This is a genomic window from Mesotoga sp. BH458_6_3_2_1 (genome assembly GCF_003664995.1).
In the GTDB taxonomy this organism is placed as follows: Bacteria; Thermotogota; Thermotogae; order Petrotogales; family Kosmotogaceae; genus Mesotoga.
The window spans coordinates 220,547-241,541 of sequence record NZ_JFHL01000018.1; the positions used below are offsets into that span (position 1 = coordinate 220,547).

At 47.8% G+C, this 20,995-nt stretch carries 17 protein-coding genes; 7 read left to right on the forward strand and 10 right to left on the reverse strand.

Translation table 11 applies throughout. From position 1 onward, the window contains the following. Positions 1–140: 140 nt before the first annotated feature. Positions 141–866, forward strand: a complete 726-nt coding sequence (locus Y697_RS09875) for a TetR/AcrR family transcriptional regulator (protein ID WP_121551455.1) — start codon at positions 141–143, stop codon at positions 864–866. A 99-nt stretch (positions 867–965) separates the two neighbouring features. Next, complete coding sequence (locus Y697_RS09880; RefSeq protein WP_121551456.1) at positions 966–3,578, forward strand: calcium-translocating P-type ATPase, PMCA-type; 2,613 nt, start codon at positions 966–968, stop codon at positions 3,576–3,578. 1,509 nt (positions 3,579–5,087) lie between these two features. On the opposite strand, the gene Y697_RS09890 is transcribed toward Y697_RS09880, so the two are convergent. The 10 genes from Y697_RS09890 to Y697_RS09935 all read right to left on the reverse strand — a co-directional run bounded on the left by Y697_RS09890 (position 5,088) and on the right by Y697_RS09935 (position 14,467). Further along, positions 5,088–5,756, reverse strand: coding sequence for an NAD(P)H-dependent oxidoreductase (locus Y697_RS09890; protein WP_183083775.1), 669 nt, complete (start codon positions 5,754–5,756; stop codon positions 5,088–5,090). Next, entirely contained in the window at positions 5,737–6,285 is a 549-nt protein-coding gene (locus tag Y697_RS09895; protein WP_121551459.1) for a flavodoxin family protein, read from the reverse strand. Before Y697_RS09895 ends, Y697_RS09890 begins: the two co-directional genes overlap by 20 nt. Beyond that, positions 6,282–7,346, reverse strand: a complete 1,065-nt coding sequence (locus tag Y697_RS09900; RefSeq protein WP_121551460.1) for a Gfo/Idh/MocA family protein — start codon at positions 7,344–7,346, stop codon at positions 6,282–6,284. The genes Y697_RS09895 and Y697_RS09900 overlap by 4 nt, the downstream gene beginning before the upstream one ends. Beyond that, positions 7,343–8,149, reverse strand: coding sequence for a sugar phosphate isomerase/epimerase (locus Y697_RS09905; RefSeq protein WP_121551461.1), 807 nt, complete (start codon positions 8,147–8,149; stop codon positions 7,343–7,345). Before Y697_RS09905 ends, Y697_RS09900 begins: the two co-directional genes overlap by 4 nt. 435 nt (positions 8,150–8,584) lie before the next feature. Then, on the reverse strand, positions 8,585–9,640 hold the full coding sequence (locus Y697_RS09910; protein ID WP_121551462.1) for a zinc-binding alcohol dehydrogenase: 1,056 nt from the start codon (positions 9,638–9,640) through the stop codon (positions 8,585–8,587). Between the two features lie 222 nt (positions 9,641–9,862). Further along, positions 9,863–10,690 carry a carbohydrate ABC transporter permease gene (locus Y697_RS09915; RefSeq protein WP_121551463.1) on the reverse strand — a complete coding sequence of 276 codons (828 nt, stop codon included), beginning with the start codon at positions 10,688–10,690 and terminating at the stop codon, positions 9,863–9,865. After that, on the reverse strand, positions 10,683–11,522 hold the full coding sequence (locus Y697_RS09920) for a carbohydrate ABC transporter permease (protein ID WP_259462478.1): 840 nt from the start codon (positions 11,520–11,522) through the stop codon (positions 10,683–10,685). The genes Y697_RS09915 and Y697_RS09920 overlap by 8 nt, the downstream gene beginning before the upstream one ends. A 101-nt stretch (positions 11,523–11,623) precedes the next feature. Beyond that, the gene (locus tag Y697_RS09925) at positions 11,624–12,904 is read right to left on the reverse strand and encodes an ABC transporter substrate-binding protein (protein WP_121551465.1); all 1,281 of its coding nucleotides are present in this window, start codon (positions 12,902–12,904) and stop codon (positions 11,624–11,626) included. Between the two features lie 21 nt (positions 12,905–12,925). Then, positions 12,926–13,711, reverse strand: a complete 786-nt coding sequence (locus Y697_RS09930) for a nucleoside phosphorylase (RefSeq protein WP_121551488.1) — start codon at positions 13,709–13,711, stop codon at positions 12,926–12,928. Between the two features lie 12 nt (positions 13,712–13,723). Further along, positions 13,724–14,467, reverse strand: a complete 744-nt coding sequence (locus Y697_RS09935; protein ID WP_121551466.1) for a GntR family transcriptional regulator — start codon at positions 14,465–14,467, stop codon at positions 13,724–13,726. A 615-nt stretch (positions 14,468–15,082) separates the two neighbouring features. On the opposite strand from Y697_RS09935, the gene Y697_RS09940 reads away from it, so the two are divergent. From Y697_RS09940 to Y697_RS09960, 5 genes are read left to right on the forward strand one after another with little or no spacing between them, the layout of a single operon-like run. Then, positions 15,083–16,249, forward strand: a complete 1,167-nt coding sequence (locus tag Y697_RS09940) for an ROK family transcriptional regulator (RefSeq protein WP_121551467.1) — start codon at positions 15,083–15,085, stop codon at positions 16,247–16,249. 28 nt (positions 16,250–16,277) lie between these two features. Then, positions 16,278–17,204, forward strand: coding sequence for a sugar ABC transporter substrate-binding protein (locus Y697_RS09945; protein ID WP_121551468.1), 927 nt, complete (start codon positions 16,278–16,280; stop codon positions 17,202–17,204). A 24-nt stretch (positions 17,205–17,228) separates the two neighbouring features. Beyond that, positions 17,229–18,440: a hypothetical protein gene (locus Y697_RS09950; RefSeq protein ID WP_121551469.1), complete on the forward strand. Its 1,212-nt coding sequence runs from the start codon at positions 17,229–17,231 to the stop codon at positions 18,438–18,440. Beyond that, complete coding sequence (locus Y697_RS09955; RefSeq protein WP_259462482.1) at positions 18,403–19,974, forward strand: sugar ABC transporter ATP-binding protein; 1,572 nt, start codon at positions 18,403–18,405, stop codon at positions 19,972–19,974. The genes Y697_RS09950 and Y697_RS09955 overlap by 38 nt, the downstream gene beginning before the upstream one ends. Then, positions 19,975–20,925 carry an ABC transporter permease gene (locus Y697_RS09960; protein WP_121551471.1) on the forward strand — a complete coding sequence of 317 codons (951 nt, stop codon included), beginning with the start codon at positions 19,975–19,977 and terminating at the stop codon, positions 20,923–20,925. Positions 20,926–20,995 lie beyond the last annotated feature (70 nt).

The window sequence follows — 20,995 nt, forward strand, 5'->3', positions numbered from 1 at the left end:
AAGAGGTGCATTCGTCTTTGCGTGTTGTTTTGAAGCCTCATTTTCTTCAATTAGGTGTCTTATTCATTTTTCTATCTATTGACAGTCAGCGATAACGGTATATAATATCTTTGACTAACCGGTCAGTCAGGAGGTCTATATTGAAATCTTCAGATGTCAACGAGGCTCGAGAAAGAATAATAAAATCATCGATAGAGTTGTTTTCTCAAAAGGGATTTCACGCGACAACCGCAAGTGAGATAGCGGAAGCTGCGGGGGTAACCAAAGGTCTCATATACTATTACTTCGATAGCAAAGAAGAAATTCTGAGCCACGTGGTGGATTCTCTGCTAAGAGATGCGACGACGATTGCTATGGACTTCGTTCAGGCAAGTATTATCCAGATGATAAGAGATGGAGAGCTAGATATAGAGCATGACAGGATGAAGTTCATAGATGAAGATTCGGTTGCGCGTTTCGTGAAGAGGTCACTCTCCTATTACGACAAGATACTCGACTATCTCATTGAGAACAGGCTGACTCTGAGAATATTGATGTACGAATCCTTGAAAGAAAGCAAACACCACGACGACCTTTTCAGACTGCTTGATCTTACAAGAGATACCGATGACAACCCGATTTTCAAATCGATTTCCGAGGCCGATAGTGACTTCAACTACTCTTCAGAAATGACGCTCTTCAAATTCTTTTTCTCGATAATTCCGCTTGTAACCTTTGCGGCTTACTACGACGATTTCAAAAAGAAGAGTCTGATGAGTGATGAAGAATTGCGTAGCTCCTTTCTTCAATCATTTCGAGTTGTTCTCTCTTCCCTGATAAATGGGACCGAGATTTCGCTGAGGACAGGAACTCCTGGTCAATCGTGATCGGAGCTCACCAGTGGGAAGATTTCACGAAGCCTTCTAGTGTGACTTCATTAGTTTTGAAATGAATAATTAGACAAATAGATGTGGTGGAGGGATTTTATGACTTGGCATTTCATTGAGACAAAAGCGGTTACCGAAGAACTTGATGTCGATCCAGGAATTGGCCTAGGTTCTTCTGAAGCGGAAGAACGTCTGGGCAAATACGGCGAAAACACTCTCCGCGAGGAGAGAAAGAAGACGAATCTTGAACGCTTTGCAGAGCAGTTCAAGGACGTAATGATAATCATTCTGATTGCCGCCGCCGCGATTTCGTTTATTGTCTCGATCTTCGAAAAGGAAGGGTTCTTCGAGCCGGTTCTGATAATACTTATTGTAATCCTGAACGCTGTTATCGGCGTAATACAGGAGAGTAAGGCAGAGAAGGCTCTGGATGCTTTGAAAAAGCTCTCTTCACCAAACGCCAGGGTAATTCGTGACGGAGAACAAAAGTTAATTCGAGCATCGAAGCTGGTACCGGGAGATATTATCCTCATCGAGGCCGGTGACTTCGTTCCTGCCGATGCGAGAATCTTTGAAAGCGCGAGTTTGAAGGTCGATGAGTCTGCCCTTACCGGTGAATCGGTCCCCTCCGAGAAATCGGCAGATGCAATCGTTAAGGAAGAGGCTTCTCTCGGTGATAGACACAACATGGTTTTTTCAGGGTGCGGCGTCAGTTATGGAAGAGGGAAGGGCGTCGTCGTTGAGACGGGAATGAAGACAGAAATGGGAAAGATCGCGGGCCTGCTTTCTGGAGAAGAAGATACCCAAACTCCTCTCCAACACAGACTGGCCGTTCTCGGGAAGTATCTCGGCATCGCCGCTCTTATTGCCTGTGCAGTGATTTTTCTTGTGGGGCTCATCGAAGGTATTCCAATAATGGAGATCTTCATGATCTCTGTTTCGCTAGCAGTTTCGGCGATTCCGGAAGGGCTTCCGGCGATCGTGACAGTTGTGCTTGCCATTGGAGTCCAACGAATGGTGAAGAGAAACGCTATAATTCGAAAGCTGCCCGCCGTGGAGACTCTCGGAAGCGCCACTGTAATCTGTTCAGATAAGACGGGGACTCTCACACAGAATAAGATGACCCTTGTCAAGGCCTTTTCGGCTGCCTCGTCAGTTACTGAGGACATCAGCGGTGACAACTCGTCTGAAATGAGGGACCTTTTGCTGTATGCGACGCTTTGTTCAGACGGAAGAGTCGTTATTGAGGATGGAGAAGAGAAGCACATCGGTGACCCGACCGAGACCTCTATAGTGCTTGCGGCCATGAGAAATGGGATCCTAAAAGATGAGATAGAGAAAAAGTATCCGAGACTGGCCGAGATACCATTCGATTCAGAACGTAAGATGATGACAACTATTAACGGCATCGATGGAAAGAACGTGGTAATTGTTAAAGGCGCGATAGATTCAGTCGCCACAAGATGCACATCCGGAGAAGTCGAAAAGGGGAAAGAGATCGCGGAGGAAATGGGAAGCAGTGCGCTTCGAGTTCTTGCCATAGCCTCCAGAGAAATCAATACGATTCCAGCGACCCTTGATCCAGCCGAGATTGAGAGTGGTCTCACGTTCCTTGGTCTCGTTGCTATGATAGATCCGGCGCGTCCCGAAGCGAAAGAGTCCGTCGGACTTTGCCGCCAGGCAGGGATTAGACCCGTGATGATCACCGGCGATCACAAACTCACGGCTGCGGCTATTGCCAAAGAAGTCGGCATCTTGCTTGACGGAGATGAGGTTGTCTCCGGAATCGAGCTCTCAAAAATGTCTGATGATGAACTGGACAGGAGAGTAAGAGACATCTCGGTCTATGCAAGAGTATCTCCGTCAGACAAGATAAGGATCGTTCGTGCATTACAAAAGAAGGGTGAAGTCGTTGCAATGACTGGGGACGGGGTGAACGATGCTCCGGCTCTAAAAGCCGCAGATATCGGATGTGCGATGGGAATAACCGGAACCGATGTTGCGAAGAGCGCGGCCGACATGACGCTCACTGACGACAATTTCGCGACGATTGTGCATGCCGTTAAGGAAGGTCGCGGCATATACGACAATATCAGAAAAGTGGTTGGTTTCCTGCTGGGAACAAACATTGGAGAGATACTCACAGTCTTTACAGCAATGATGATCTGGAGAGAAGCTCCGCTGATATCTGCACAACTGCTCTGGATAAACCTAGTGACCGACAGCCTTCCGGCGATCGCTCTCGGTATGGAGCCAGTAGAGAAGGATGTCATGAAAAGAAAGCCTAAACCCAAGAATGAAGGCATTTTTGCCAGGGGACTTGGTATTCAGGTTCTTCTTCAAGGAGCTATGTTTGCCATCCTCACTTTGATCGGCTTTGCGATTGGCTGGAAGAGCACCGGAGATGTTGTTGTCGGGAGAACCATGGCCTTTGTCATTCTTTCTTTAACTCAGATCTTTCACTCGTTCAATATGCGGTCAAACCACTCGCTGTTCAGAATCGGGATCCTTTCAAACAAGGTACTATCTCTTGCAGTGTTGACATCGCTGGCCATGGTGGCTGCAGTTGTATTCATCTCTCCTTTCGCGACAGTTTTCGGATTGACTCAACTGGAGACGCCGATGTACGTTCTGGCTCTCCTTCTCTCACTGGTGCCTATTCCCGTAATTGAGATTGCGAAGTTGATTGGACTTATTCGCCACAAGCATTGACATAATGAACGAAAAGTAGCTACCTGTACCCGGTCCGGTTTTTCTCTAAAGTTTTTTCGTGCGACTCAGATCCATTGTGACAACGAGTCTCCAGTCGATTCTCTTGTTCATATGGTTACAATCGCGGGCTGGGACGATACCATATCGATTGCGTGTGCGCCCGGACCTGGGCTTGGCTCATAAAAGACAGCTTGAGTGAAGATCTCCATGACGGAGGGTATTTCTGGCTTCCATACTATGACACGGTCTTCCTCAAGGGAAATAGCTATGAGGTAAGTTTGTCGCAGCCTGCGGCGAAGAGTTACGATCGAATGCGCTATCAATCTAGTGAAGGCATCCTTTCAGACTCTTGTCATTACCCACATTATTTTTTCTGAAGCTCAATCATCTTATTCCTTAGTTCCATAATCGGCCTGAAATCTCGCGTCTCTTCAGTCTCCCCTCTCTTTTTCTCTAGCGTTCTTAAAAGAACCTGGACGCGTAGCGTCAGAACTAGAGCCGCTTTTCTCTCTTCACTTTGGCTTCTTACGTTTTGTTGCCTCCTGCGAAGCAGCATCACTTCCTCGCGCAGCGAGCCTCACTTCCCCGGATGCTACTCCGGGCATCACTTCCTGGGATGTTCTTCCCAGCATCACTTCTGCTCTTTCCAGACCCTAGACCCGGCTCTTCCTGGCTCTTGATCTAAATCCCCGCTCGAGCGGGGGGGACCGCTTGCGGTGGGGTGTGTGCTCTTTGAACAACGTTTAGAATAGGTCGGCCTGTTAGAAATTGAACGATGTATTCACTACTTTGCGTTATTTGGTCTGTGATCCATAGGTATGCTCCTGCCAGAGACCAAAAACTAACACCGAGCAACCGCTCTCAGAGTACTATTTCAGAGCGTCGGCTCTTCTCGTGTACAAAGACCTACACCCTCCGCCACTACGTGGCCCTCCTCCCTCAAGGGAGGATTTAAGATCAGGATCGGCAGGAGCCAAATAAGATTCGCGCATAGACCAGCATATTAGTGGAATTTAACTCTCTGACTTAAAGATCATGATGAGCTTTCAGAATCGGTGACAACTTCGTCAATACACAAAAGCAACGGCCGCAGTTCTCTGGGAAGCGATTGCGCTCACTTCATTGCCAGAGAAGACGGTTCTGCCAAAGCCATTGGCCTAATAACGGCTAATAGAGAAGGATCTATCAAATTCGAAATCTAAGTTGGTGGAATGAGGGCAAAAAAGTGACCCCCTAGACTGTGCTGTTTTCAGACGAGGTTCTTGTCGAAGAGAGAGGATACCGTGTGATTGATCCAGTCGAGAGTTGCCTATTATGCGAGAGGACTTCGTTGTGGCAATAGGCTTCTCCTATAACACCGAGTTCAAGAAGAAACCGTTAGTCTTTGCAGTCAGTGATGAATAACCCGCAGAGCTTGTGAAGACCTATCGAGCTTCCGGATTTCCTTCACAAAGACGTTCACTCTGCAGAATTTAGTAGTATAAGGGAAAACAGTCACGAGATTCGTATCTATTCTTCGTAAGGTCTGTCATTCCTTCTTCTGAAAACCCCGTTTGACTTAAGTTGTTTGTTCCAGTATTTGTCGAAAATGCCGATCGGGGAAAGGGCCAGAGCGATCGCTTTGGCGGCCAATGGTATTCTCTCCGGATCTGCGATTTTTCCGAGCAGATCTTTGTCTAGCTTACCGGTCTTTCCATAGATCTCTCCGAGTTCCCGATATCTCTGAAGTATCTGCGAATCTTCAGAAAGAAATCTCGCTCCTTCCATCCCTCCCCTGCTGATGCATCCCCCATAGTCTGCTCCGAGTCTTCCTGTAAGCTTCTGCAGGTATCTTTCGACGAATCTCAGGTTCAGAGTCTCAGGGAAGCCGCACTGGATGGAAAACAAGAACTCTTTTCCCGATAACCTCCCCCTCAAGTTATATAAGGTCTCAAATAGCCCCATCACCAAGCCTGGCATGCTGTCCACATACAAGGGGAAGGCAAAGAGAACCTTATCTGTAACGGCGATTCTATCTGTCACATCAGAGAGGGCCGAATGCTCTTCGATCAAGTTCACAACTTCTGGCTGGAGATCGTTCTGGAGAGCGGCTTTTATTCCACTCAAGAAGTGATTCGCAATTACGAGTGAGTTACTCCTGCTTCCTCTAGGTGATCCATTAATGACTAGTAATCGCATATGCGACCTCCTCAGGCGATCTCTCAACGGAATCGAAGAATACAAGACTGGTTGCCATCTCAATTGCCACCCGTTCATATATTGCCCGAACTATTTCCAGATCCTCTTCGTCTGTATCGATTTCTTTCCCGATCAGGACACCCAAGAGCGGGTAAGTCTTGTAGCGCTTCTTATGGTGGATTTCGCCAGCTCTTACTGTGAAATAGGGATGGACGATCGGAATCATTTTGTCGATTGCTTTCTTAAGAATCGATGTGGTGAAGCCGAGAACGAGCGGTGAAGCAAAAAGAAGTAGATCGGAATTCACTGCGGCCCGTCTGATTTTGACTGTGTCATCCGGAATGATGCATTCTCCAGGAGTCTCGATCCAGCATCCAAAACATCCCATGCATTGCTTGATCTGCAGATCTCTCAGCTTGAAATACTGAATCTCATTCTTCATCTTTGAGAGAGATTCGATGAGCTTTTCCAGGTACTCTTCAAAAGTGCCTCTTTCCTTATTGGTGCCGTTTAGAATTGTGATCTTCATTGCATTGAGCCCCTTTCGAATATCACGGGCGAACCACTTTCGGCCGAATCATAAAAGGCGTCGAGGAGGCTCTGAACGAGAAATGCCTGTTCGGGATTGGGTAATTCAGCGCTCCCTCCCCGGCAACGATCAAAAAATGCTCCTAACGATCTCATATAGCAGTTTTTATCTTCTACAAAGGGAAGAGAAATATCTGCCAGCTCGCCGTGAATTTCAGTGAATACTTCGGGCGGAAAGACTGTGGCGCCTGCCCTGTCGCCGAAGATCTGAAGATTCATTGTTGAACGATCCTTCATGTTCAACGCGAAAGCCGTTTTCAGAATCAATGATGCTCCGTTTGCGAATTTCACGAACCCAAAAGCCGAATCTTCAACATTGAATTTACCCGGGTCCCAGCTGCCCATCAGACCGACACCCTTCTTGTTACCTATCTTGCAGTAGGTGCTGGCCGTCACGCTTTCTGGTTCTGGGAAACCCATCATGAAGAGGGCGAGATCGAGCATGTGCACGCCGATATCCATCAGGGGTCCTCCGCCCTGCATTTCCTTGTTTGAGAAGGAACCCCAGCCGGGTACCCCGCGCCGTCTCAAGAAGTTCCCCTCGCAAAGATAGACTTCGCCAAGATCGCCGTTATCAACGAACTTCTTGATAGCGATTGCCTCGCTCCTGTACCGGTAATTGAAGTTAAAAGAAAGAATCCTTCCTTCTTTCCTCGAAGCGACCATCATCTGGTAGACCTCTTCCTTGGTCATAGCAGGAGGTTTTTCACAGAAGACATGGCAACCTGTCCTAAGTGCGGTCACTGTGGCAGCCGCATGAAATCTATTCGGCGTGCAGACAAGTGCTGCATCTGGCTTGAGAAGCGAAAGCATCTCCTCATAATCTTGGAAAGCCCGTTCTACACCGAATTTGGTCGCCAGTCTTTCGGCTCTCTCCGCAACAATGTCTGCAATCCCGACAAGATCCAATTTCTCCCTCATTGATGAAAGAATGGGCAAATGTGTAACCTCGACTATCTGCCCAGCACCGATTATCGCAACCCGGAGTCTGTCGTTTCTCATGTGTCGGTGTTCCCAACTATGCTTCTTATGAAGCAACAGGATTCTCTGTATCTCTCGATCGGGTCGTCTCCAGCAACCCTGCATTCAAAGACCACGTTTCCGCTGTAATCGATTTGCGAAAGTGCAGAAAAGAAATAATCGAAATCAAGATGGGCCTGACCCGGTTGATAGCGGTTGCTGTCGGCGATATGTACGTGCGCAATATACTCCTTGTTCTGCACAATGCTTTTACGAAGATCGGCCTCCTCTATATTCATATGGAAGGCGTCAGCGGTAAGTCTGACATTCGAAAATCCGCCCAGCTCTATCAGTTCCGCGGCAGATTGCAGGGTGTTAAGCATGTGATCCTCATACCTGTTAAGGGGCTCGAGATAGATAAAGGTGTCAGTTTGGGCGGCCACTTTGTCCAAGCTTTCGAGGGAGTCAAGCAGAACTGACGTATCTTCTGAATCGGTTCTAGGGGGGACCATAGGTGGAAGTCTCTTCGAAAAGATTCCCCAGGCGGCAGGAACTACTATACCTTTCCCGCCGACGTCGGCAAGTGCTTTCAGGATCTCTACGATATCCTTTACTGCTTGAGATCTCCTCTCGCTCGAGAAATCTCCTATCCAGCCGCGGTAACCGCCGCATGCGCTTGTAACTGGAACGCCGGTGGAACGAACGGCCGCCTTCACTTCGGCGAACTCTTCGATCAAGAGTCTTCCATCTATCTCGAAACCGTCGAAACCCAGCTTATACATGAAACTCATTTTCTCCTCCATTTTTGAAGGAAAGAACTCCTTGTCTTGAGTGACCAGCTTCATATATTCCCCCTTTCACAGGTTAGTCATTGACGTAGATTCAACTGGATTTAAGACAAGCTATCTATTCTCTCTTGGTAGCCCGCAATTTTTCACATCTTTGTTTCTGAAGTTCGATCATCTCTTTTCTCAGTTCACAAATCGGTTTCATTATCACAGATACCAAACTGTGTTTTTTGAAGCGCGTTTCCAATCGTGTGTCCTGTTCACGATTGAAGGGCCTTGCTTTCTGATCAGATAACGGAATTTCTCCAGCAAACCTGCCTTTTCCAATTACGATTATACAAAGGAGTCTCTTGGTCTTCAGAGACTTGCGCCCTCAGCTACTGCTCGTTCCCCTCTTCGAGGGAGAATCTATAATCAAGATCATCAGAGGTCAATCGCGGCATTTGCAAATAGCTCCCGATCACCTCCCGACTCATGGATTATTATGAGCCTTCAGAAGGCAACTCCGAGCTTGATGCTCAGCTCGGGACTTGTATCGACGTATTTGCAGTAGGCTTTAGCGGACTCTTCAAAGCCGACGACGGGACTGACTATTTCATCGCCGCGAATAGAACCTTTGCATATCATCTCCCAGCAGACTCTTTCAACCCTTTTTCTGTCCCACCTCGGATAGTCGGGTCCCGGTTCACTTGCCGCACGGGAGAAGATCAACCGTCCGTAATTGTAATGGGCTTCACGTCCAAAATTGATGCCCCCGAGAAACTCCTTTGCCCAGGCAACGTAGGAAATCGTTCCCCCATGTGCAAGACCTCTGAGAGCCGATTGCAGAGCGGAGGGAGCTCCGCTTGTCTCGATTATGCAATCTGCACCGGTTTTAGCGGTAAGGCTCTTGATCTCTAGTCCAACATCGCACGCTTTTGGATCCAAAGTAAAATCTGCTCCTGAGTTTCGCGCAGCCTCCCGTCTGACTTCAATGGGGTCGACTGCTATCACGGGGCTGGCCCCGATCTTCTTCGCGAGCTGGACTGTAAGCAGTCCTATGGCTCCAAGCCCTATTACTGCAACATGATCACCCGGTCTCACATTCCCGTCTCTGATCCCAGACAGAGCAAACTGAGCTGGATCATAGCACACGGCGCTCTTCCAGGAGACAGCTTTGGGAACTCTCAATAGACGATGATTGCCTAAGGCGTTTACAATATGAGTCTCGCGAATTCCTCCGTAAGAACAGACCCTCTCGCCAACACCATAGTCCTTCACATCCACACCCTTCACGACGATTTTACCTACCCACATATTGCCGAGATTCCAGGAACCGAACTCAACTCCTTTTTTCTGATCCGGCGATCGAGGGAGTAAGAGCTTCCAGTCGTCATCGTAATATTCGTCTATAAGCGGGCTCTCGCCTCTGAAATCTGCTATCTCCGAACCGTGCTTTGGAGAAGCGAACTCGACTTCAACCATAACCTCGTTCGCAGCAATCTTCCTGTCCCTGTATTCAACAATCTCCGCTTTTCCTGGCGCAGTTGCAACAAGCATTCTTGGCATTTCCACATACCCCCTGTTCAAAAACCGTCTTCCAGTTTCGATTATTATCCCATACGACAAACTACATGCTTCGGTTCCTGAAGACAATTCCAGGAATTGAAAAATCGTATGTGTTTTTGGGGCGATTTGGAAAGGAATGAATTTATTGAAGGAATCGATGCAACCGACGGTTTAATCCTACTGCTTCTTTTGGCCGTAACCTGCTAATCTTGAATCCAGGCTCTACTTAGAGCTTCCCATTGTAAGACCTCGAACAAGGTCGTTTTGCACGAGCAGACCGAAAACGATCATAGGGAGTACGGTGATTATTGCCGCCGCGCTCATTACTCCCCATTCTATGTTTCTTTCGCTTACAAACATGTTGACCAGAACGGGTAGAGGTCTGGTGTCTCTGCCTGTAAGAACCAGGGCAAACAGAAACTCGTTCCAAGCGATGAGCGCGCATAGTATGGACGTGGCCGAGAGTCCTGGCATCACGAGAGGGAGGACGACTATCCTCAACGATTGAAATCGCGTACACCCATCTATCATGGCAGCTTCTTCAAGAGAGGTGGGGATCTCCTGAAAGAAACCGCGCATCATCCAGATCGCGAACGGGACGCTGAAAAATGAAAGCGCCAATACGATAGGAAGGTAAGTATTCGAGATTCCCAGATATCTGGCGATCATGAAGAAGGGCAGGACCATGACGATCGGCGGCGTCATTCTTGCTAGCAGGACGACAAAAGCGATCGTGTTTGCATGTTTCCAGTCGAACCTTGCCAGAGCGTAAGCCGCCGGCACGCCAAGCATAAGGGCTATAACTGTCGAGAAAAACGTTATCATGACACTGTTGATTAAAGAGCTGACAAACTCTGAATTCCCGAAGAATTTCGCGTAATTCTGGAAGGTAATACGTTCTGGGAACCACTTGGGAGGCATCGAGAACTGGTCGGCCTCAAATTTGAAAGAGGAAAGTAGTATCCAAGCCAGTGGTACCAGAGTCCAGATTAGCGCCACAGCTATGACTACAAAGACCACTATTCTGGTAAAGAGTTTCCTCCTAAGCATAGTTCTTTCCACCACCTATTATCTTCATGTACAGTATCGTGAAGACCACAGCTATTGCGAATGTCAACATATTAATTGCCGATGAAAAGCCGACATTGTACGACTGAAAGGCTGTTCTGTAACCGTAGAAGGCGAGAGTCTCTGTAGCAGTTCCGGGACCTCCTCCGGTCATTATAAATACAATATCGAAGACACGCAGAGATGTTAGGGTCCTTATTACCACTGCGACCAGTATTGAAGGCCTGAGAAGCGGCAAGGTTATGTAATAGAATCTCTGAAGTGAACTCGCTCCATCCACAAATGCTGCTTCATACGGCTCGTAAGGGATTGATTTGAGCCCTGCAAGCAATACGAGAGTCACAAATGGAATGTACTCCCAGGCATCTGCAACAATCAATACAGGCATCGCCGCAGAGGGATTTGATAGAAGGGGTTTCTCGACAAGTCCTCCAAGTCCAATCTGCCTGAGCAAATGGATTATCGGTCCATAATCGCTGTTCAGGACGAACCGCCAGACATACCCGACGACAACGGGAGCGATCATGAATGGGACCAGCAAAACCGACTGAACGATCTTCCAGCCTTTGAATTCCGTATCCAGAGCAAGAGCTATGCACAGCCCCGCAATCAGCTCAATTAAGACTGCCCCCATAACAAAGTAGAAGGTCCTTCCCACAGTGTCCAGCGTGAACGGGTCGGTGAATAGCCTGACGTAATTGCTGAAGCCCGCCGCCCTTATGCCCAGATCTGGCCTGAGCAGATTCCACCGCAAGAAGGACATCACGACCGTATATGTCAGTGGAATCATGAAGATTATGACTATAAAAACCATTGAAGGAAGAATATACGAATAACCTCTAGATCTATGTCTCGACTTCATCTGATCACCTATCATAAGAATAGCCGGGTCTTTCGACCCGGCATTGTATCAAATCAATAGTAGCCTCCGTCTCTCATAAGTCTGTCGACTTCCTTAACTGCGTCATTCAAAGCCTGTTCGGCAGTTTTTGTTCCTGCCAGGAATTCCGAAACCGCCGGAGCTATTATGCCGCTCACAATGCTTCCGCCTTCGGGAATCAAGGGTACTATAGGCGTCGGGATACAGTTTTCCATAGCCGCAGCGAAATCGCCGATCCATGGGAACGACTCGGCAAGTAACGGACTGTTGAGAGCCGAGAACCTTGCAGGTATGTTGCCCGTAGGTGCTGCTTCAACTTCGTTCTGCGTCTCTGTAACATAAAGCAACCAATCCAGAGCCGCTTCCTTGTCTTGAGCCGCACTGCTGACCGAGAACCCCCAGGAAATGTAGAGCATCGGAAGCTTCTCTCCCAGTTTCTCTTCTGGCCGTGGGAATCCGACGAAACCACCCTTGCCGACTACAGAGGACCTCGATTCATCTTCGACGTAGAACATTCCAGTTGTCCAAACCTCTGCCATTGCGCTGCGTCCACCTATGAATTCATTCAGGGCTTCCTGGAAGTCATAGTTCATTGCAGCGGGATTGGCGAACTGGAACATGTACTTCACTTCTTCGAGAGCCTCGATGCCGGCTTCGGAGTTGAAGATAGGGCGCATGTTCAAATCGAGCAACGCTCCGCCTTTTGCCCAGAGCCTTTGCATGAAGTGAGTCGCAAGGAAGATGCTTCTTCTTCCCATGAGAGTTACACCGTAAAGATCCGGCGGCCTGTTGAAAAACTCTGCGATATCTCTGTACTGCTCTAGAGTCTGTGGCGGCTGAAGTTCGTAGCCGTATTTGGCAATGAAGTTAGCCTTTTCCGTCGGGTCTTCGAAAAGGTCCTTACGGTAAATTATTCCTCCGAGTTCGTTCATGTAGGGTACGATGTACGTCTTGCCGTTCAGTTTGGCGTTTCTTATTCCCGGAATGTCCGACTCGTTGATCTTCTCGTATCCAGGAATATCGCTGATCGGATAGATGTAGTTCGCAATCGAAAGAGCCGGGTACCAGAGCATAGAAATGTAAGGTACGTCTATCTCTACCCTTCCGGAAGTGTATCCGAGCATTAGCTGATCAAGGTAATTTGCATAAGGAAACTGCTGAATTTCCACTTCGATTCCGGTCTCTTTTGTAAACCCCTCCATTCTGGTCTTCCACGCGTCTGTGTGAATTCCTACTTCGCTTGATAGCTGAAGCGGAACTGCGAAACATGAAACAGTCAAGAGAACAACAAGAAAAAGCAGAAATCTGTTTCTCATAGAATCCCCTCCCTTTGGTCGTTATACAAGATCTTCACTGTACATTTTCTCTATTGCAGTCAAGGTGATTTCGATTGCATCTTTCACTGAGTCTTCGATTTGGTCTCTCCTCGGATTCTTAACGGAAAGATCTACCTTTGAGCCAGCAGATTGCCTGTATCTGTTTGCATAGCATACACCGATGAATCCAGCCTTCACGCCACGCAGGTAAGAGATCACAAATAGAGCCGAAGCCTCCATCTCAAGTGAGACTACTCTTCTTCTGCTCCAGCTCTGGAAATATTCGGGATCGCGTTTGTAGAAGCAGGAGTGGGTCCAGTTGATTCCCGTAACGATCTTTCTTCCAAGAGTTCTTGCCGAAGCCGTCAGGGACGAGTAGACATCTGGAGAAGGCACTGCGGGAAAATTCTCCGGGACGTAGTAGTTCGAAGCTCCATCATCACGTACACAACCATACGGCACAACGATGTCCCCCTCATTTACGTACTCCTGCAGTCCGGCTACGCTACCGATCCTTATCAATACCTTCGCTCCCACATTGATAAGTTCTTCGTACGCGATACTTGCCGAAGGGCCACCCATGCCGGTAGAAGTAACTGAGACCGGTTTGCCCATGAACTCACCTGTATAGGTGATTAGACCTCTGTTTTCCGCAATCTTTCTGGTATTGCTAAGTCTACTGACAATCTTCTCAACCCTTCCCTGATCTCCCGGAACGATAACAACCGGTGCTATGTCTCCCGCCCGACACTCGATGTGATACTGAAACTTTCCTTCAAGTCCGACTGGCTCTCTGTAATCCTCCATCAAAATGTCACCTCAAATCTTTTTTCTGAGAACGTGTATTCTGAACACCGTCGTGTTTATGAAATCCTCCGAGTAAAGCATCGGAATGTTCTTGATATCCCTGTGAACTTCCTTCAGCAACACTATTGATTCTCCAGATCTCATTTCAAGCAGTCCGGCCAACTCTTCGTCGACGAGCCTCGATTCTATTTCGGCAATTGCGAATCTGATGGGATCCTTGAAGTTTTCTTCCAGAAGATCAAATAGGACCAGTTCCTTTGCCTTCCTTCCTTCAAGCGTTCTTAACAGGGCCTCAGTCTTTCCCGGTATCCTCTCGGATGCTATGTAAGTTCTGGCAAATATCGCCGGGATACCGTCGGCCGCATAGACCCTCTCCGTAAGCACAAGACTCTCATTTTCAGGCATCTCCAGCTTTTCTGCCAACCTTCGATCGGCCTTGACTTCACGGAATTTGTCATAAATCAGCTCGGGACTTTTTCCAGAGCTAGAGATGATTCTCGTCAGACCTCTCAAGTATTCAATCCCCGTATGTACAAGCCCGCTGTCCTTCACAACAAAGGTTCCAAGACCCTGCCTTCTTACGACAAGGCCGTCCTTTTCCAGTGCCGTTATTACTTCTCTAAGAACGGTCTTGCTTGCACCGTATTGCTCGCAGAGCTTCTCTATTGAAGGAAGCTGCGTCCCATCACTCATCTTCTGGACTTCTCTCTCTATTTGCGAATATATGATCTCGTAAAGTGATTTTCTTCTTGCCATGAATTCGATCTACCTCCAGAAATTCTAGTCATCATACGTATTATGTATGATGTATTATGAGTATACATAATCTCTTTTTTATTTCCGTACTTAATTTCTAGCGATGTCGTCCGATTTCAATTCAATAGGAGTAATTATTTGGATCGTTCTCATTCTCAAGCATTATTGGTCCACAATGAAGAGTCTTTCGAGTTCAGTTTTCGATTCACAGCAAGATTGTTATCTCAAACCGCGGGTCTTGGTTCCAACTAAGATGCAAAACTCACGCTCTCATCTTTAGGTACAAGGATTAGCGAAGATTTGCACGAGGAAAGCGTTGATGGGATTATTTTCGAAGATAGAGAAATCGTCTCTAACATTTCTACCACCTGATTAAGGTTGAAGAGAGAAGAGTGAAAGTGATTAGTTGTCAAATCCTGCTTGTAGGGTCGGCGCCATCGAGCCGGCTTGCTCTTTGGCATTGGCGCTCCGAGGACTATAATTCAATTGAATTAGTTAGTAGTTTTTATTTACCAACTTAGATGATGTCCTTCTCGTATTTCTGAGAGCGATCTCCCTGTTGTCAGTTAGAGAATCGGAGGAGAAGCGAATACTGGAAGGAAGCGGGAGGAAGAAGTGGTATCGAAACTCACTGAGATCAGAACGAGCGAGATTCTGAAGATAATTAGAGAAAGGAAGAGTACTTCTAGAGTCCAAATATCGAAACTGACCGGACTTAGCAAACCGACCATATCTTCGATTGTCAACGATCTGGTTGAAGAGGGTGTTGTAAGAGAGAACGGCCTTGGACAGAGCAAAGCTTCCGGTGGCAGGAAACCTATCAATATCTCTTTCGCAAAAGACTACAGAAGCGTACTAAGTGTTGACATAGGCGGAACCAAGACTATATTCGCGATGATCGATCTCGATGGAAATATTCTAAAACGCGACACTATAACCACTGACCTTCTTCGCACCGAGAGGGGCCTGGTAGATGAGTTGAATGAGAGACTCAAGAGTTACATAGAGGAAGTCGGAAAAGAGAAGGTGCTTGGAATCTCTATAGGCATTCCCGGTACTGTAGACAGGACTACACAGAAGATAAAATACATGCCCTCCTTCGATATCGGGAATCTTGATCTCAAGACCCCGATCGAGAAGAGGTTTGGGATTTCAACGCTGATCGAAAACGATGTTACACTTTCCGCCTTCGGTGAGTCATGGATCGGTTCTGCAAGACAGTTCAACGATGTGATTCTGGTTTCAATTGGAACCGGTATCGGCTCAGGTATTGTTATCAATGATTCGGTTTACAGAGGATGCGTCGGTGGAGCCGGTGAAATCGGAGAATTTGTCACCGACTGGTCTACAGAATCGAAGATGAATGAGGGATTTGGGAGACTCGAACAGTGGTTCTCGGGATATGCGCTAGAGTCTTTCTGCAGGAACAACGGCTGGGAATTCAGCGTAAAGGACCTATTCGAGAAGATGGACTCCGATGAAAGAATCCTTGAAAGAATTACGGGAGGCTGCCAACATCTTGCGCTTGCATTTGCCAATGCTATTATGCTTCTCGATTCAGCAAGACTTCTGATAGGAGGTGGTATTGGCTTCAACCAGTATGACCGGATTTTCCCAATAATCGACAGCACTCTGAGGAAGGTTCTTCCGAAAGAGCTTTACAGACCAGATCTACTTGTCAGAGCAGCTCTTGAACCTTACAGTGTTGTCATTGGAGGAGCTTATTTTGCTCAGAAAGAGTTGCTCCTTAAAGAGGTTCTAGGGGGAACTTCAGAATTTTGAATGCAGGACACTACAAGAGGAGGTACTTATGAGAAAGATTACTGTTCTACTAGCTATGATCTTCGTTCTGATGGCAGGAATTCTCTTTGCGACGGACGTTGCAGTTTTGCTTCCCGGAACCGTTGAATTCTTCAGCGTTCAGAGAGTAGGGTTGGATGCTGCTGCAGAGGAGTTTGGACTGAACCTGATCTATGCCGATGCGGAATGGGATGCGGGCAAACAGCTGTCTCAGGTTGAGAACTTCATCGCAAGAGGTGTTGATCTCGTGTTGCTTTGCGCGGCCGATAACATGGCACTTCGAACTGCGGTAACTCGCTGCGACGAAGCGGGAATTCCATTGATAACATTCACAAACAGTATCGGAACGGATCCAGAAGGCAAGTATCCAGGTGTCATTAGCCACATAGGTCGTTCTGAGATAGGATCAGGGGTTGTTCAGGCGGAATTTGTCGAGAAGCTCTTCGGGAACGCCGACATCGACATAATTCTTATAGAAGGTAATCCCGGTACAACTGCCCAGAGAATGAGAGAAGAGGGTTTTCTCTCTGTCGCTGAAAGAAATCCTTCCTGGAGCATAATTGAGAAGCGTCCTATAGACGGCTGGACAAAAGAAGGAACACTTGCATTCATGGAGGCCTTCCTCCAGAGTGGCAGAAATGTCGACGTCATTGCTTGCCAGTGGTGGTCGGGAGCTATTGCTGCATCGATGGCACTCAAGGAGAGAGGAATCACCGACGTAGTGGTCTTGGGCCTGGAGTATGCGAAAGAGCTCGTTCCTTACATCGAAGCCGGTGACGTTTACGCTTCCACTTATTTCTCGGTTATTGAAGAAGGTTACAAAGCAGTCGAGGCCGCCCATCTGTACCTGACCGGACAGGAAGTGCCGAAGTTCGTTGAGATCCAGCAGGTAATGGTCACAAAGGATAACGTGGCAGATTTCGAACCGGAAATGTAAGAGAAATACGACAGGAGGTCGCTGATGTCTGAAGCAGGTAAGATCAATATCCTCTCACAGCTGTTTCTTAATGAGGAGCTCTCCAAGGATAATTCCAGAAGCCTTACAGAGAGACTTTCGAAGGCGAAGAAGGCAGGACTACAAAAGCTCATTATCTGGTCGGTCCGGCCCGAATATCTTTCCTCGCTTGTTTCGATTTGCAGAGGCGTTGGAATTTCTCCGCATCTCTGGTACCCAATGCTGGCGGACGCGCCAGTAGATTTTGACACGGACGCCTTCAAAATCGTCAGAACGTTAGACGACGGTCGGTCGGAAATCCTGGAGTCCCAAAAGGCAGGCGGTGAGGAGTTTGAATTCCTCTGCCCCAACAAAGTAAGGCAAGAGGAGGCTTTTCTAAGCCGCTTTGAAGAAATCCTTGGCCTTGCCGATTTCGACGGTGTCTTTCTCGACAGGATCCGTTTTCCGTCACCAGCCAACGGGATAGGAGAGATGCTTACCTGCTTCTGCGACACCTGCAAAGAGATGTCGAGCGCAACGGGTTCAGCTTTTGAGGAGGCTGTTCACGGCTTCGTGAAAAAGCTCGGTTCGAAGATTGGAATGGACGAAGTTCTCGAAACTCTCAAAGAGTTTTACAGAATTACCGGGGAATTTCTCGAGTTCAGAAAGTCATCGGTGCTCCAGCTGCTAGCTTCATATGCCGACAGGGCGCGAAACCTGGGCCTTGAAGTGGGGGTGGACCTTTTCTCCCCCTCACTTCGAAACATCGTTTCGCAGGATTACGAGAGGATATCCAGGCATGTGGATTGGATGAAGCCGATGGTTTACTGCAAAACAATGGGGCCGGCCGGACTTCCGATGGAACTTCTCTCTCTGGCAAAGATTCTCGTGGAGCACGCCTCGCGACTTTCGGAGAGAGAAGCGCTCGAGATTATCGGAGAGCTGACCGGCCTTCTGTTGCCTGAAAGCTTTGATGAAATAAGAATGGAAGGCATCGATCAGAAGAACTATGAACTAGAGCTGAATAAGATCGACCAGATGAATCTCAATCCAGTAACGAGGATCTTTCCCGGCTTTGAAGCGGTCAATCTTCCCCCTGTATGTTCGGTAGGTCTGGAGGAAGTCAGGAATTACGTAGATGCAACTCTTAGAAAAGGCCATGATGGGTTTGTTCTCTCCTGGGATATAAGACACATAAGTGATGCGATTCTCGAGTATGTGGGTGATCGCTTTGAATAAAGATACTGTCGGGCCTAGACTGATTCTCGAAGTGAAGGAAATCTCAAAGAGCTTTCCCGGTGTTCAGGCTCTTGACAGGGTGGACATGGATGTGAGAGAGGGGGAGGTCCACGCCCTTCTGGGAGAGAATGGATCGGGAAAGTCGACGCTCACAAAATGCATTGTCGGAGCTTATCAGAAAGATTCCGGGACCATTCTCTATGACGGGAAGGAAACCAGCTTCTCATCTCCAACGGAATCTTTCAGGCAGGGAATAAGCGTCATCTATCAGGAGAGGAGCCTCATTCCCAAATTCACCGTCGAGCAGAACATATTCCTCGGTGACGAGATGCAGGTCTCGGGCCTGCTTTCAGAAAAGAATATGAGAAAGAGATTTCGCAGCCTTTGTGAGTCGTATGGATTTGATCTCTCACCGGACGAGAAGATATTCAGGCTCGGGGTGGCGCAGCAGAAGGTAGTGGAAATCATGAAGGCACTTTCCAGGAATTCGAGGGTAGTGATCATGGACGAGCCGACGGCCTCGCTTTCGAAGGAAGAGTCCGATCATCTCTTCAAGATCATCTCTCAACTCAAAAGCAAGGGAATTTCGATCCTGTATATCACCCATATTTTGGAAGAGGTTTTCAGGATTACAGATAGAATTACGGTCCTTAGAGACGGCAGGAAGGTCTCCACTCTGAATACCGCTGAGACTGACAGAGAAGAGATCGTAAATCTGATGGTCGGTGAAGTTTTTCATGATATCGAAGATATTTCTAGTTCTGCAAACTACGACCTTCCACCCGTCATATCTGTGAAGAACATTCAGAAGTTGCCTAGAGTAAGGGATATCTCATTTGAAGTCTATCCCGGTGAAGTGCTTGGAATTACCGGTCTCACCGGCGCGGGAAAAACGGAGCTGGCCAGGGCGATTTTCGGTGCCGAGAAAGCAGACAGCGGCGAGATAACTGTCGAGGGCAAGAGAGTGAATCTAAACTCGCCGGTAGATGCTATAAATGCAGGGATAGCGCTAATACCTGAAGACAGGAAATCCGATGGCCTCATTATGCTTTTCGAGGTCTTCAAGAATATCACTCTCCCTTCGATAAGCGATTTCACTGCGATGCCCGGAATGATCCTGACGAAGAGAGAGTATGTTAAAGCGAATGAATACAGGGAAAGACTTAACATCCGGCTTGCTTCGATACATCAGCAGACGAAGTTTCTTAGCGGAGGCAACCAGCAGAAAGTCGTAATTGCAAAATGGCTGCTGACAAATCCGAAATTGCTGGTCATGGACGAGGCGACACAGGGAATCGATGTGAAGGCAAAGAGTGAGATCTACTCGATTGTGAGAGAACTTGCCGAGAACGGCTTCTCCGTTATCTTCATTTCCTCTGAAGTGCCGGAAGTTCGGAGAGTATCCGACAGAATCCTCGTAATCGCAGATGGAGAGGTCGTAGGAGAATTCAAACGCGGAGCTCGCCAGGACGAGATCATGAAGAAGGCGTTGAGCGGAAAACAAGAGCATCTAGATAATCAGGTGGTGAGTTGAATGTCAGGACCCGCTGTTAAGTCGAAGTTGGCAAGCTTTCTGGGAAAGTACAAAATCATCATAGCATTCTTTGTGTTGGCGCTGGTCATCTCACTTATGACACCCAACTTTCTATCTTGGAGAAACATCATAAACATATTCAGGCAGAGCTCGATAATCGGGATAATGGCTATCGGCTCCACCTTTGTCATTATCGGCGGCGGGTTCGACATCTCGGTCGGTTCACTACTGGCTCTTTCCGCCGCTATGGCGGTTGGACTCCAGTCTTCTATGCACTGGTTTCTCGCCGTGATTGTTGTTTTGCTGGTTGGTGCCGCCTTTGGAGCGGCAAATGGATTCCTTAGCTCGAAGATTCATATCCCGCCAATCATTGCCACTCTGGGGACTATGACGATTATAAGAGGGATCGTCTATATGTATACGGGCGGTTATCCTCTTTATGTCGACTCAGAAGGGTTTGCTTTCATCGGCAACGGCTACATAGGGCCGATTCCCTTTCCAATAATTCTGCTGCTGATCCTGGTAGCTCTCGGTCAGTTTATTCTTGTCAAGACGAAATTCGGCCGGTACTCCTGTGCGATAGGCGGGAACAAAGAGGCGGCCAGACTCTCGGGAATCAAAGTCGACTTCTACATGACACTGACCTTCGTTGCTGGAGGAGTAATGGCTGCAATGTCGGGAGTTGTCTACGCATCGAGGCTGCTTTCGGTTACACCTCTTGCCGGTCAGGGCTATGAGCTGGATGCCATAGCTTCTGCAGTAATCGGTGGTACAAGTGTATCTGGTGGGGAAGGTTCAGTCGTGAGAACTCTCATCGGGGCGTTGTTGCTGACGATGATAACCAATGCATTCAACCTGATCGGAATAGATCTTTATGTTCAATATGTGTTCAAAGGACTTGTAGTTCTGGCAGCGGTTGGATTCGATTCATTCTACAAGGCCCGTGGCTAGAAGAATCGGCAAGTAGCTTCGACCCAAAAATGAACATGCTGGCTTTCAAGAGCGCGCCTCTTCATCAGTG

Bases quoted from the DNA above. Each gene is read 5' to 3' on its own strand.
- Y697_RS09910 (WP_121551462.1), bottom strand. From the start codon at position 9,640: ATGCCAAGAATGCTTGTTGCAACTGCGCCAGGAAAAGCGGAGATTGTT.
- Y697_RS09925 (WP_121551465.1), bottom strand. From the start codon at position 12,904: ATGAGAAACAGATTTCTGCTTTTTCTTGTTGTTCTCTTGACTGTTTCA.
- Y697_RS09905 (WP_121551461.1), bottom strand. From the start codon at position 8,149: ATGAAGCTGGTCACTCAAGACAAGGAGTTCTTTCCTTCAAAAATGGAG.
- Y697_RS09900 (WP_121551460.1), bottom strand. From the start codon at position 7,346: ATGAGAAACGACAGACTCCGGGTTGCGATAATCGGTGCTGGGCAGATA.
- Y697_RS09945 (WP_121551468.1), top strand. From the start codon at position 16,278: ATGAGAAAGATTACTGTTCTACTAGCTATGATCTTCGTTCTGATGGCA.
- Y697_RS09935 (WP_121551466.1), bottom strand. From the start codon at position 14,467: ATGGCAAGAAGAAAATCACTTTACGAGATCATATATTCGCAAATAGAG.
- Y697_RS09960 (WP_121551471.1), top strand. From the start codon at position 19,975: ATGTCAGGACCCGCTGTTAAGTCGAAGTTGGCAAGCTTTCTGGGAAAG.
- Y697_RS09920 (WP_259462478.1), bottom strand. From the start codon at position 11,522: ATGGTTTTTATAGTCATAATCTTCATGATTCCACTGACATATACGGTC.
- Y697_RS09955 (WP_259462482.1), top strand. From the start codon at position 18,403: ATGCGATTCTCGAGTATGTGGGTGATCGCTTTGAATAAAGATACTGTC.
- Y697_RS09880 (WP_121551456.1), top strand. From the start codon at position 966: ATGACTTGGCATTTCATTGAGACAAAAGCGGTTACCGAAGAACTTGAT.
- Y697_RS09890 (WP_183083775.1), bottom strand. From the start codon at position 5,756: ATGCGATTACTAGTCATTAATGGATCACCTAGAGGAAGCAGGAGTAAC.
- Y697_RS09930 (WP_121551488.1), bottom strand. From the start codon at position 13,711: ATGGAGGATTACAGAGAGCCAGTCGGACTTGAAGGAAAGTTTCAGTAT.
- Y697_RS09915 (WP_121551463.1), bottom strand. From the start codon at position 10,690: ATGCTTAGGAGGAAACTCTTTACCAGAATAGTGGTCTTTGTAGTCATA.
- Y697_RS09895 (WP_121551459.1), bottom strand. From the start codon at position 6,285: ATGAAGATCACAATTCTAAACGGCACCAATAAGGAAAGAGGCACTTTT.
- Y697_RS09950 (WP_121551469.1), top strand. From the start codon at position 17,229: ATGTCTGAAGCAGGTAAGATCAATATCCTCTCACAGCTGTTTCTTAAT.